The 13,403-nt window shown below is 37.7% G+C and carries 12 protein-coding genes and 2 tRNA genes; 4 read left to right on the top strand and 10 right to left on the bottom strand.

From position 1 onward, the window contains the following. Positions 1 to 20 precede the first annotated feature (20 nt). Positions 21 to 2,006, bottom strand: coding sequence for a transglutaminase domain-containing protein (locus tag HYU07_02630; protein MBI2129110.1), 1,986 nt, complete (start codon positions 2,004 to 2,006; stop codon positions 21 to 23). Between the two features lie 499 nt (positions 2,007 to 2,505). On the opposite strand from HYU07_02630, the gene HYU07_02625 reads away from it, so the two are divergent. Both HYU07_02625 and HYU07_02620 read left to right on the top strand, forming a co-directional pair. Further along, a complete protein-coding gene (locus tag HYU07_02625; GenBank protein ID MBI2129109.1) occupies positions 2,506 to 3,447 on the top strand; it encodes a putative Ig domain-containing protein in 942 nt (313 codons plus the stop codon). A gap of 105 nt (positions 3,448 to 3,552) precedes the next feature. Further along, positions 3,553 to 4,095: a nitroreductase gene (locus HYU07_02620; protein ID MBI2129108.1), complete on the top strand. Its 543-nt coding sequence runs from the start codon at positions 3,553 to 3,555 to the stop codon at positions 4,093 to 4,095. Positions 4,096 to 4,107: 12 nt separating this feature from the next. Here HYU07_02620 and HYU07_02615 read toward each other — a convergent pair whose 3' ends face one another. Both HYU07_02615 and HYU07_02610 read right to left on the bottom strand, forming a co-directional pair. Further along, positions 4,108 to 4,698: a hypothetical protein gene (locus tag HYU07_02615; protein MBI2129107.1), complete on the bottom strand. Its 591-nt coding sequence runs from the start codon at positions 4,696 to 4,698 to the stop codon at positions 4,108 to 4,110. 39 nt (positions 4,699 to 4,737) lie between these two features. After that, the gene (locus HYU07_02610; GenBank protein MBI2129106.1) at positions 4,738 to 5,313 is read right to left on the bottom strand and encodes a hypothetical protein; all 576 of its coding nucleotides are present in this window, start codon (positions 5,311 to 5,313) and stop codon (positions 4,738 to 4,740) included. On the opposite strand from HYU07_02610, the gene HYU07_02605 reads away from it, so the two are divergent. Beyond that, complete coding sequence (locus HYU07_02605) at positions 5,312 to 6,040, top strand: hypothetical protein (protein MBI2129105.1); 729 nt, start codon at positions 5,312 to 5,314, stop codon at positions 6,038 to 6,040. The genes HYU07_02610 and HYU07_02605 overlap by 2 nt on opposite strands. Positions 6,041 to 6,042: 2 nt before the next feature. On the opposite strand, the gene HYU07_02600 is transcribed toward HYU07_02605, so the two are convergent. From HYU07_02600 to HYU07_02570, 7 genes are all read right to left on the bottom strand, one after another. Beyond that, positions 6,043 to 6,195 (bottom strand) — tRNA-Ser (locus HYU07_02600). A 41-nt stretch (positions 6,196 to 6,236) separates the two neighbouring features. Further along, a complete protein-coding gene (locus tag HYU07_02595; protein ID MBI2129104.1) occupies positions 6,237 to 7,634 on the bottom strand; it encodes a hypothetical protein in 1,398 nt (465 codons plus the stop codon). A 2-nt stretch (positions 7,635 to 7,636) separates the two neighbouring features. Further along, a complete protein-coding gene (locus tag HYU07_02590) occupies positions 7,637 to 8,728 on the bottom strand; it encodes a hypothetical protein (GenBank protein ID MBI2129103.1) in 1,092 nt (363 codons plus the stop codon). A 235-nt stretch (positions 8,729 to 8,963) separates the two neighbouring features. Next, complete coding sequence (locus tag HYU07_02585) at positions 8,964 to 9,902, bottom strand: hypothetical protein (protein ID MBI2129102.1); 939 nt, start codon at positions 9,900 to 9,902, stop codon at positions 8,964 to 8,966. A gap of 66 nt (positions 9,903 to 9,968) precedes the next feature. Further along, on the bottom strand, positions 9,969 to 10,604 hold the full coding sequence (locus HYU07_02580) for an HAD hydrolase-like protein (protein MBI2129101.1): 636 nt from the start codon (positions 10,602 to 10,604) through the stop codon (positions 9,969 to 9,971). A 59-nt stretch (positions 10,605 to 10,663) separates the two neighbouring features. Next, positions 10,664 to 12,037, bottom strand: a complete 1,374-nt coding sequence (locus tag HYU07_02575; protein ID MBI2129100.1) for a hypothetical protein — start codon at positions 12,035 to 12,037, stop codon at positions 10,664 to 10,666. Between the two features lie 12 nt (positions 12,038 to 12,049). Beyond that, on the bottom strand, positions 12,050 to 13,129 hold the full coding sequence (locus HYU07_02570) for a hypothetical protein (GenBank protein MBI2129099.1): 1,080 nt from the start codon (positions 13,127 to 13,129) through the stop codon (positions 12,050 to 12,052). 112 nt (positions 13,130 to 13,241) lie between these two features. Between HYU07_02570 and HYU07_02565 the strand changes: the two genes are divergently transcribed. Then, positions 13,242 to 13,361 (top strand) — tRNA-Met (locus HYU07_02565). Positions 13,362 to 13,403: the final 42 nt, after the last annotated feature.

The raw sequence follows: 13,403 nt of genomic DNA, 5'->3' as shown, positions 1-13,403 counted from the left end.
TGTTTTGTTTATTAATGTTATTATTTAAACCCAAACAATCCCCTGAAAAACAGCCTTATATTCTGCCACAATGTAAGATCAACGAGCCTTATCCTGAACTCTTTTTCTTCCTTGTAGCTTTTGCCATTTTTGTCTTCATAAGTTATTATTATTTTGATCGTATTTTCCTTTGAAAGCTCTGCTCCCTTAATTCTAATTTTAATCTTCTGGTCATTTGCAAGCTCTCCTAATTGCCATTTTTGCAGATCCTTATTTCTCCAGTACTCGATTGCAGTATTTTTTGGATTTGACAGCGAATTCTTCTTTATTAAAAATGAAATATTAACAACGTCATTGAATTTCATCTCCGAAGGATATTCTAAGTCATCTATCGATAAAGAAGGCTTATCTAAGCCCATAATCTCCAAATAAGCTGCTTTTGAAACATCGCTATTCTTTGCTTCTGCAATAATTATGTTTTTTCCAGCTTTATCAACAACAACTTCAAAAATTGCTTCTTTTTCCTCGCTTATTCCCAAATCTATAGATCTACAATCAGCTTTAATGCAAACATTAAGGTCATTGAGCATTATATTTCCTGTATTCTTTATTCTGCAATTAACATCAGCTGTTCCGAGATAAGCTTCTTTTTCAGAGCTACAGTTTAAAGTGATGCTCTTTGAGTAACTCTTTTTCTCTTCTTCTGTTTTTTGTTTCAATATATTGTTCACACCATCATAAGAATAAGCATACTCATCAGGATATGCATTAAACTTTGTTTCTGCGCTTATATTCTGCGAAGAATAAACAAGAATTGGAAATTCAAAGTAAACATTGCCCTGCTGCAGGCCTTCCTCTACTTTTATCATCCAGTAAAGCATCTTTTTCTCGTATGGCTTCAGCAGTATTTTCTGTTCTCTTGCAGTTATATTCTGGATATTTGAAGTCTTGGCAAGGAAAAAAGCTTCTGTTACATAATGATCCCTTAAATTTTCAACTTCTGCCTCAGCAAGGTTGTAAGAGCCATAGCCGACTTTATCATAAAGCATTTTTGCTGAAACAGCAGTATAATCCGGATTTTTCTCTCTATTGTTTATTATTGAAGCCTCAACATGTAATTTGCCTGCCTCGATCTGTATATTGCGGCCGCTTGACTCGTATTTTGTTGTTACATCATCAGGATCTGCTGCTGCATTCAGCTTTATATGGCCGGCATCCATATATCCGTACTGCCCATATGTTGGATCAAAAGGGATCCACCCATATTCCGGGAAATAAACTTCAGTCCATCCGTGAAATCCCCATCTCTCCTTGAACAATGGCGAGTTTGTATAAGAAATGCCAGAAACAAATCTTGCCGGAATTCCCAATGAGCGGAGCATTGCAATAAGCAAGACAGACAATTCATCGCATACGCCTTCCCTGTTCTCCAGCACCCAGGAAGCATTCTGGCTTACATCTGCAGTTAACGTGCTTAAATCATACTTTATGTTTTTTGTGACCCATGATGCAGCCTTATAGGCAACAACGTACAGGTCAGTTTCACCTTCTGCAAGGCTTGATGCCATGTTTATTATATCAGGATCACCTGAGTCTATCTTTGTTGATGGCTTTGTGTAAACAATGACATCTTCAGGCAGTGTTTTTATTGGGAAATCTGCCTTTTTCCTTATTTCAAGATAACTGCTGCTTGTTTCTATCTGTGAATTTAAAGCAAAGTTCAAATTGGTTTTTTCAGGATTCTTCCACAGGTATTTCAAAGAGCCATTCTCTTCTGCAGCATCAGGCACAGTTATAAGGCTGAGAGTCTTCTGCCTGTAATCATCTCTCGGCATGAAAGGCAGCAGAACAGAAACATGATCTACATAATAAGAATAAGATGTCGGAGTTATATTCACTGCAGAATTCAGGCCAAGGCTTATTGTTAAATACCTGCTTTCCTGGACTGCCCTGTCTTCAGACAAGGCTGAAACTAAGAGAATATTTATTAAAAATAGAAATGTTAAAATAATTGAAGTCTTCTTCATAAGAAAATGGTCTTTATTTAGTATTTAAAGGTTTTTGAAAATGTTGAAGCAACCTCTTGCACCATGACATAAACGAAGAAAGATATTTAAACTTGCTGAATCCAATAATGGTGAAATCATGAAAAAAGAGCTATTTTTTGCTTCAATAATTTTCTTTGCTATCTTGATTGCTGGCTGCGGATCTGGGTCAGGCGCATTGCCTGCAGCGCTGTCAGGTCAGGATTATTCTTATGATATGCCCGCGCCGTCTGGAGGCAAAGGGCCGTTCATCTGCGCTGCAACGCCCGATTCAGCGATTCCAGCTGGCCTTAACTTCAACGGGTGTAAGCTTACGGGAACTGCTCCAACACTCTTAGGGGTATCTGAGAAAATATTCTCCTTTAAGTTCTCTATTGTTGATTCAACAGGAAAGGCTTATGGCCCTTTTGATGCAAAGCTGCCGGTCAGCGTAGGGCCTCCTGAGTTTTCACCTACAAAACTGCCAGAAGCAGGCATAGGTATGGATTATGCATTCAGTTTCTGCGATAATCCTGCTGCATTGGACTGCACAAGCAGCTATTCGGTTTCAGGCGGTGCTGGCGCTCCTTATACTTTTTCTGCTGCTGGACTGCCGCTTGGTCTCTTTCTCAGCCCGAATGGAGAGCTGAGCGGGAAGATACCAAAAGAGGCACAGGAAGGAGAGCGAACATTCAGGGTATGCGCAATAGACTCAGCGCGTGTTGAGGACTGCAAGGATGTTAAGCTGAGCATAAAGAAAAATACTGCACTGAAATACAGATTAGTCTTAAAATCAACCAAAACTTATAGTGGAGAAGTGGTTAACTTCAATTATTGCGGCGGATCTGCAAAGGAGGATGGCTCAATAATATTTGAGATTGATGAAGTTATTGTGCTGACACAGCCTCCTAGTTCGTGGAACCAAAATACCCCATATACTTCTAACGAATATGACGTCATAACAGACGAATACGGCTACACTTCTACAGACAATGTCAGGCATCTGCAAGTGCCTATGAAAGCATCCGGCAGCGCTGCAACTTCCTATGATTTTTGCGAATACAGCACTACTGAATGCAATTCAGATTCTTTCAGCGCCAGTTATGGCATCAAAGTCCCGATAGAAATGACATTAGATGCATCCGGCCTTACAGTATATATTGATAATCCTTATGTCAAAGATAATCCGCATCTTGAAGCAGGGGACATCTCCCAGATGACTTGCAGCAGCCCCGGCATTGCAGAATATATCCTGAAAAAAATGGCAGTAGAATCGCCATTTGTCCGCGAAAATAGTTACAGGAAGGCAGTTTTCGATGCCAATGGCGGCACACTTGCAGGTCAATATGAAGATATGAACCCTTATACTTATGCTTTTGGAGCAGCTTCAGGAAGAACATCGAGGCATCTGGAATGGACGCTGGCTGTGGAGATAATTAAGTAGGCTTTTGGCAAACCAGGATCTTGACCTGATTATGAAAACGGGATTTTTCTGCAGTATGACAAATTCAAAGATAAATTTAAATAAAATGATGTTTCTTCCTTAATTATGAAGGGTGTAATCAAAGCAATCAAAGGAAGAAGGGCTGTAAGGAAGTACAAGAATAAAGAAATCCCCGAAAATATAATAAATGAAATAATCGAGGCAGGCCGCTATGCCCCTTCTGCAATGAACAGGCAGCCATGGAATTTTATTGTCATAACAAACAAAAAACTCATCAAAGAGCTTTCAGATGCCATGACAAAAAAGCTCCTTAATATCTCAACCAGAATAAAAGAAAGAATGAAGACAATGGAAGACCCTGTTTTTTATTCTGCTCCGCTTCTTGTATTTGTACTGAGCGAAGAAGGCAATGAATGGGCCTATGCAGACTGCGGCATATGCAGCCAGAACATGATGCTTGCTGCTTATTCTCTTGGGATTGCGAGCTGCTTCATAGGAATGGCGAAGCATATTGAAGGTGAGAATATCCTGAAGAAATTGAACATTCCTGATGGCTATAAGATGATCAACGCAGTTGTCTTCGGCTATGCAGATGAGAAGCCGGATCTGAAGGAAAGGAAAAAAGATAATATTATGCGGATAAAGTAATTTATTCAATATTTAAAGTCTACTCACTAATTTTTCCAACTCCGGCGTTGTCCTTATAAGTTTGTCCAATGACAGAAAATAATCGATGTAATATGCTAAGCCAGGTGACTCTGCATATTTTTGCGGGTCTTTTTTTAATTTTAAGAATTCTGTTTGTAAGTCTGAAAATTCGTCTATTGTTAAAAGTCTAATATTTTTGCCTAATCTTTTTCTGATATCTTTTGAAAAAACAGTCATCTTATGATCAGAAAAAAAGTTTTTCTTTTCAACATCATAAAATCCAACCTTATGTCCGTAGGAATGTGCTAAACTCCTTTCATAACATGTGTCTCTTAAAGGCCACCCTTCTCCGTTCCATGTTCCTTCTATCATTCTCCCTTCATTCAATATGATCTCAAAATAATTCGACTTTTCTCTTACAAATACAAGCCCCTCAGGTAATGCAGGATATATTCTCTTGCGAATATGCTCTATGACTCCTTCTGGAGTGAATGTTGTAATGTCTTTATCAGGTGTTTTAACATACAATAGGGCAGTGCATACAGGGCATTTATAGGCAATGATCTCAACGGGAATTGGCTTTAATTTCTTTTTCTCTTGCATTTTAGTAATTTTATTTTCTAACATTTTTAACTCTTGTTTTTATTTTAACAAATCGTCTAGTATTCTCTCAAGCATTTTCTCTTCTTTAATTTCATTTATTTCACATAAAAGTTTTATAACCCCTCTTTCAGCACTGGTAGAATCGCTATTAAACCAATCGTCAATAAAGTTTTGAACGACATTCACGCTTAATAATTCAATATCTGATGTTCCATTCGTTAAAGATAAACCATAATAAGTATTAACATTATGAAGTTCTCCCTTAGGAATCTTTTCACCATAATGAAGCAGAAGGTTATAACTACCAAATCCCCCAGTAGCAATATAGATGTTCCTTCTCTTTGCATATTCTGTTATTTGAGGTATTTTTGCGATGTCGTCTAATACATTCAAACCACCTATCGCTTCGCTCAACATTCTTTGTTTTTTAATTTGTTCTTCTTTATCTCGTTGGTCAACTTCTCTTATTTTTTCAGTTAATCTTTTCAATTTTTCCATTTTAATTACTCCTAAACAATAATTACTGCAAAATGCCTTAATATTTATATTTAATGGGTAAACTTCTTTACCACAAATAGAAAGCTTTAAAAACATGAAATAATCTCCAAACACCATGGTCGAAACAGAAGCATTGGAAAGCCTGGGTCTGACAAGAAATGAGGCAATTGTTTACATTACGCTATTGGATCTTAGCAAAGCTCATATTGGCAGGATTGCAGAAAGAACAAGAATGCACAGAAGAACCATCTATGATTGCTTAGAGAGGCTTATTGACCGCGGCCTTGTAAGCTTCATAATGGAAGGAAAATCCAGATTTTTCATTGCTGCAAGCCCGCAAAAATTAAAAGAGATTGTCAAGGAAAAAGAAGCAAACATCGAGAATGTTCTGCCAAAGCTATTTGAAATAGCGCAGCAGTCAAAGGCAATAACTGATGTAACTGTTCATAAAGGCAAAGAAGGCTTGAAAAATATAATGGAAGACATAATCAAGAGCAAGCCAAAAATATGGTATTCCCTGACATCTGCCGGGAAAGCAACTGAAGTTCTTCCATTTTACCTTCCTCAATTTCATGAGAGAAGAATAAAAGAAAACATCAAACTATACATCATTTTTGGCAAAAATAAAGAAGCAATTAAAAGGGCAAAGGAGCTTAAAAAGCTTAAATTAACAGAAGCCAGGCTCATTGGCACAAAATACGTTATCCCAATATCAATTTGGCTCTACAATAATAAAGTTGCCTTTATGCTGTGGGAGTCTGAAACAGGGATTTTGATTGAAAATAAAGGAACAGCGGATACGTTCAAGAATTATTTTAAAGTTCTATGGGGCGCATCAAAATAAAACGCCGAGGGGGAGATTTGAACTCCCGAGCCCTTGCGGGCACTGAATCTTCACGGTACTTGTGGTAATCGTAAGCACCAAGCGTACTTAGCAATCTTCCGCCATGCTCCAGATGGAAGGCATGTCAGCGCAGTACCAGGTTGTGCCACCTCGGCATAAAGATCAGATATTCTTTGTTTGTTTATAAATATTTTTGTTATGTGTTGCGCTTGATTATTTTTACAACACCCTTATAAGCATCAACTTCAATTTCATCGCCAGTCTTCAGGGCCAAGGTTATATGTTTAATTCCAACAATGCAGGGTATTTTCATCTCTCTGCTGATTATTGCTGCATGGCTGGTTATGCCTCCTTTTTCTGCAATTACTGCTTTTGCTTTTTTTAGAAATGGAACATAATCTGGCGTTGTATTTGATGTTACAAGTATTTCTTTATCATTTAGTTTGTGTAGCTCTTTTACGCTTAAAATAACATTTACTGCGCCCCTTATTTTACCCCCATAAGCAGGCCTGCCAGAGAAAGTCGTTTGACCAGATATACTAAAGGGTGCAATTTCCTGTTCAAACTTACATCCATCATCTCCTGTGCGCATTTCGTAATTGCCATTGTGGTAATAGCATACAATTTTTTTCTTTCTATTAATTAACTCTTTCCTTGAGATTGTAATTTTATCTAACTGGATTAGCTCTTGGCCAGTCAACAGCGATATTTCTTCTTTACTCAGCCCCTTCTTCGCGCGCATCTCATCAAAAAGTTCATTTATGTAATAGCTGGCTTCTATAGCTGTCCTTTTCCTTGTATCCTGCACAAAGGTTATGAATTCCACCATGTTGGCCAGGGTTTTAAGCCGTTTATATTTATTGCCTTCTAATGAATTTAAAAAAATGTGCTTATTAGCTATATTGCGCTCTTCAGTTAGTTTTAATGACTTGAGCTTATTAAGGAAAAATCCCTCATCCAAGTATTTTGTATCTACGTAATTGTTGTTTAACCAAAAATACTTCTTTACGTGATCTTTGAGAAGTTGCCTGAAATTTGGCTTTTTTGATATTGCTAGCAACTCTCTTTCTTCCCTCAGCAAAAAAGAGTCTCTGGGAATTGAAAGCAGGCTTATTATCTTGCCATATTCTTCCCGAAACTGTTTTTTTATCTCTTCATCAAAATCTTTCTCAACAAATTCAATGGAAAGTTCGGGGATCATGACTATGGCGAAGTACCTGACATAGCTATCATAAATTTCTTTGAACAGCACACTCAATGATTTTATGCTTCTGTCCTTTATAGTTTCAACTTTTCTTGCAGAGTTTAGCAATTGATTGCCTCGTTCCATCATGATCTTTTCAGTTTTCTTCAGAAATTCAGGATTTTTCATGCATTTAGCCAATAATTTCTGTGCGCCTTCTCTTAAATCAGGCTCTGAGTAACAGGCTCTTACAGAGTACACATTAGTAACGCTAAACATCAAGTTTCTGATTTTTCTATTATAGTAGCTGTCATGCTCTTTTAAGCAGGCGAGCAAAATGCTCATAATATACAACATAACTCTCTGATTCGGAACGTCATGATACCAATTTTTATTTTGAAGTTTTGCCATAGTTATGATGCGTTCCTCTTGATTATTTTTACAACTCCCCTGTTTGCATCAACCTCTACCAAATCTCCATCCTTGAATGTCTTGGTTGCAATTTTAGTTCCTATTATGCACGGCTTATTCATTTCTCTTGCGACAATTGCAGCATGGCATGTAAGGCCGCCTTCGTCTGTAACAAAAGCTGATGCCTTCGCCATTGCTGGCGCAAACGCCGGAAATGTCATCTGAGTAACAAGTATATCTCCTTGCTTGACTTTGTCGATTTCCGATACTTTAAGGACTATTTTTACTGCTCCTTTCACATTTCCTTTGCAAGCAACAATACCCTCGACATAATCCGCCTTCTGGTTCTTTCTCTCCTTCAGTATTGGCTCTTCACTGAAACTGCTGTCATTGCCATAGCATGCAAGCGTATAGCTCTTCCCGTATCTTTTAGGCTTTTTTCTTATCAGGCTCTGCACAGTATAGTGCTTCATATCCGAATAAGGAATCTCATAGTAATCAGCGACTTTTTTGAATACTGGCCTTGAGAGGCACATCAGTTCATAGAATACATCTGTCCTGGCTGTCCTGAAGAACACAAGCTCCTCTACTTCCTTGAATAATTTTTTCAGTTCTTTTGGTATCTTTACTTTCTTATGCAGTTCATCAGACTTAATCTCTTTCTTTAGTTTTTTCATGTCCTCTTCGCTGAATGGCTCATCATCAAAGTCTCTCATCTTGAGCCATCCAAATTCTTCTGAGACTCTTTTTGGAGAAATGCCTTTTCTTAGTGCCGCTTCCATAAGCGCATGAGAATTCTTCTTTGATGGAAAGCTTGCGTCACCTATGAAGCCATCAACATTTTCCTTTACATACTTTGGCACTTCTTTGCTAAGTCTCTTCTGATATACTTCTTCAAGCCCATGCGCCAGCCATATAAAGGTTGTAACGGTTGTAAGTATATTGTAAATTTCTTCAAACTGTGCTATCGTGTCCCCATCTTTTTTTGCAAGGCATTTTATCCTCTTTTTCTTTTCGTCGTGGAATTTCTTCAGCGATTTTGTTACGTCAAATATGGAATGCTTCTTCAGGTATATCTCCAGCTTTTTTGCCATGTCATCCCAAACTTCCTGGATTTTGTACCAAAAATGATTCTGCTGAAGTATTGCCCTGCATTCTACGCCAGAAACCCCTATTTTTTTGAAAAATTCTTTCTTAATTCCATCCTGAAATAAAGACAATGTAAATGGGCTGAAATGCCTCTCTAGCCAGGGCTTCCACGACAAGGATAAAATCTTTTCTTTTATATCTTTTTTCACTTTATTTTCCTTACAATTCCTTTATTTGCATCTATCCTAATGCAGTCACAGGCCTTGCCTGCAGTATGTAGATCTTCCCTGCTTCAATTGCCCATTCAATGTCCATTGGAATGCCGTAATGCTTTTCGATTTCCTTTGTGAACTTTGTCAGCCCTTTGGCTTCATTCTCATTCAGAACTTCAATATGCCCGTGGCTTATATTTCTTTTTTCTGTTTTCCCTCTTTTGCTCCTATAGTAGCCCCACTCCAGCTTTGATATGTTTTTGCTCTTTATCTTGTGCGTTCCTTTGTCAATTACATAGGAATGGGGAGTCAATGATCCAAGAACAACAGCCTCTCCAAGCCCGTAAGCCCCTTCAATAATTATCTCTTCCTTATTTTGAGTTACAGGGTTTACAGAAAATATGACTCCTGCCTTGTCTGCATTGACCATCTTCTGGACAACAACAGCTAAAAACACCTTTTCATGCGGAAAGTTATTTTTAACCCTGTAATAGATCGCCCTCGGCGTAAACAATGAGGCAAAGCATTTCTGCACAGCTTCCAAAACCTCTTTTTCTCCCTTAACATTCAAAAAGGTTTCCTGCTGGCCTGCAAAGCTTGCATCCGGCAAATCTTCTGCTGTTGCCGAGCTTCTTACTGCAACAAAATCATTCATTGCAGAATACTGCTTTTTTATGTCCTCAACAAGATTTTTTGGCATACGGGATTTCATAATAAGCTCTCTTACTTTTTCTGCTGTTTTATTCAGCTGCCCGGTATTTTCAACATCAAGGGCTTTAAGCATTTTTTGGATCTTCTCATTAATTCCTGCTTCTGTTACAAATCTCTCATATGCCATTGCTGTAATTACAAACCCATCAGGAACAGGAAGCCCCATGCTTGCCAGTTCGCCTAAATTTGCAGCCTTTCCTCCGACAATAGGAATGTCTTCTTTCCTTATGTCCTTAAACAGCTTTATATTTGTCATTGGATCCTCGCTTTAAGGAGATTACATTCTTTTTGTCTATAAAGCTTTCTGTTTTGCCCAATATTTTTACTCAACATGCATCGGGTTATTTACCAAAGTATAGAATTCTTTTTTCATTGGCGACTTTTCTGCCTCGGGATTAAAAAGGTACAGTCTCTTTATTCCCTTTCCTGTGTCTTTAAAGGAAATATTTGCTTCATGTGCTGCTGATAGCCTTTGTTCAGAATCATCAACATAAGTTTCTAGGCTCTCAAAACCCGATAAATATTTGATAAGCTGCTGATAAACTTCAGGGTTCTCTTTGCCTATTCCTTCTTTGAGGCCGCCATATTTTATGATATCGGTAAGTGTTATTATAGAATCGTTAGGAAAAATTTTGCTGATTCCAGTCTCCTTTGTTTGTGATGCCATAGTATCATGCGGCACAGTTGTAAATATAAGAGGTTTATAGCCTTCTGCCAAATCCTTATTTAGCCTTTCCTCTATGCCGGGAATTAACTTGGCAGGAAACAGCCCTTTTTGTATCGCCTCTTCATATAATTCCACTACAGCAGGCCTATATTGGTCTTTCTTGCTTCTATCCTTTTTTCCTAAAATACAATAGTCAAAATAAAGCTTCGGATCCTTGGCTTTAAGAAAATCGAAAAATGGAGCAATATCCATTATTGGCCCATTATAATCGTAAATTTTTGCTTTTGCCATATCATATGGGAAGATGTTAGACTATTTAAATCTTTCGTTTTTATATCACCAATAAGTGGTTACAATATCCTAACAATGCCCTTATTTGCATCAACTTCAACCAAATCGCCGTCTTTAAGTGCTTTTGTAGCTATTCTAGTGCCGATGATGCAAGGCTTCTGCATCTCCCTGGCTATTATAGCAGCATGGCTGGTAATGCCGCCTTCATCTGTTATTATTGCAGCAGCTCTGGCTATTGCACCCGTGTATCTTGGAGAAGTCATGCTTGCAACCAGGATATCTCCTTTCTTTACTTTTTTCAAATCCGGGAATTTTCTGATAATCCTGGCAATGCCGTTTGCTTTTCCTGCACAGGCCGCCATGCCATTCAATATTTTTGTGGTTTTAGAAGCGCTTTCTGCCTGTATGCTTTGGCTGAATAATGTGCGCGCCTTGACGCCCGTATAGAATTCTGAGTTAAGCGGCCAGGTATAAGCTAAGAGAAATCTTTGTCTGAGCTTAACATCCTTTTTATTTACTATAAACTTAGTTAATTCAGCAGGCAATAGGTAACGCACATCCTGCGACGAGCAATTATGCCTCTTAGCAAGCTCACGATATAATTTATCCAGCTGAAAATGCACATAATCATCACTTGTATTCCTTAAATCTTTAGTATATGCTATTAAAGACAATACATTAAAGATTTGCTGCTCTGATTTACTTAGCTTAGATAGGATCTTTTGTTTTGATGCGGCAGGTTTTGGGGCTTCTGTATTGCGGATTTCATCCAATACCTCTTTTGTTGTGATTAATGGACCGGCGTAATCATAGCCAACCCAACCCCATTTTTCAATAAAAGCTTTAATGTCTTTGTTCAGCTGCTGTGATTTTGCAGGATCTTTGCCATATTTTTTGGCTAATCTGCTAATTTCTTTTGCACGCTGCGTAGTTGGCGTCTCTTTATCCGGCTGAATCAATATAGATAACGCTGTTTCCAAACCAGATATCCTTCTTTTTCTGAGTATCTCTAAAGCTTTGCTGTGAATAGCCTGCGTACACCACGTAATAAAACCATATAGAAACATCTCTTTATACATTCCAATAATCTTTGTGTGCAAATTTATAAGTTGTTTATCTGATAACTGAGATATATTCGTGGCTTGCGAGGCTGCATGCTTGGCTGTCTTACATGCTTGTTCAAGTTTTTTAATATGCGCATATGCTTTTTTAGAAAGTAAAAGTTGGGTGACATATTCCGCAGCCTTCCGATATTCATCAGTACGAAAATAACAGACATATTCACGCTTATTCCATACCTGCAACCCAGGAACGCCAGTTGAGTATAGTTTTATTGCCTGCTGGCCAGCGAGAATTTCAAATTTATACCATACGGGAAGCAAAGGGACATTATCCCGCTTCGCAATTAAAGACCATTCTTCTTTTTTATTCATGTTTATTGCCTTCTATTTAGTAATCTTTCTCACAATACCCTTGTCTGCATCAACTTCAACTAAATCTCCATCCTTTAAAACCTTTGTAGCTATTTTAGTGCTCATAATGCTGGGGATTTTGAGTTCTCGGGCCACAACCGCAATATGGGAAAGCGCACCTCCTTCATCTGTGATTATAGCTGCGAATTTACTAAGGAGAGGTGTATCTTCCGGTTTTGTTATAGTTGTTACTAGCACATATCCCGGTTTGGCGGTTTTTACTCCGTGGAACGCTTTATAAACCTTCCCCACAACCTTTCCAGGATAAGCAGTTGTTCCTTTTAAAACACTCATATTGCTTTTAGCGTTAATGAATTGTTCGTAAACACCATTAACAATTTCCTTATCTGTAATAATGTTATCCTTATTTTTGTGAAAAAGATATAAATAGCCTCTTCTTCTTTTTGATAGTTCAGATAATTGGGCCTTAGAGATTTTTTTCTCTTTTAAAAATTTCTTAAATTCCTTCAAGGTCAAATACCTTAATAAATCCCCTTCAAAAATAGATTTCCCGATTTTTTCTGCGCACTTTTTAATCAACGGCTCTATTTTAAGGTATATCAGGTTAGCAACAGCATCTTTATCTTTAGCAATCAAATAAGTGAATTTTCCCAATTTTTTGGCCCGGTCTTCGTCATTTTTTACATATCTCATTATTGAATTAAAAAATCCAATTTGAGCAAGAACCCTGGGATATATTTGGAATGCAACTTTTAAAACTTTGAAAATATCTCTTTCTTTTTTAATTTGCTCAAAAAGATTAGTGTCTTTATCGAAGAGGGCTTTTAATTTTTTATTCAGGGATCTCAACTCGCTCACTTTAATTTTTTTATTAAACAAATTTCCTGCCTTTTCTTCATTAATCAAGAAATAAGCTATGTCACCTTTCCCTATGTTTCCCATAGTCCCATAAGAATATCCTATTTCTTTTTTAAGGATATTATTATAGCCAAAAAATATGCAACTGGCAGTTATTAATGGAAGTTTTCTTGAGCTGGCATGAACCAACCCGTTATCTTTAATGATTTTTATATACTCATCTGCCTTCTTCATTTTCGTCCTTTTCATGGTTGTTCCTTATTCTTTATTAATTTTCTTATTTTTCACTGAAAAACTCATTCAAAAGAAAAACGCTTATAAATAAACTTAATATCCCATTCTATATAGCGGGGTAGGGCAGAGTGTTAAGCTTTGTCTTGCACGCCCAATCAGGAGTGCCCGTTGGGCTCATAACCCAGAGGTCGGAAGTTCAAAATCCAAAAGGATGAAATTCTTCCCCCCGCTATTCTTTTTTCAGCCTTTCCACGATCTCTTCTGCAACACCATC

The sequence above is a fragment of the Candidatus Woesearchaeota archaeon genome (assembly GCA_016180285.1).
Lineage (GTDB): Archaea > Nanobdellota > Nanobdellia > Woesearchaeales > JACPBO01 > JACPBO01.
The sequence above is the reverse complement of the archived record's forward strand: the minus strand, read 5'-3'. Positions and strand labels throughout refer to the sequence as shown.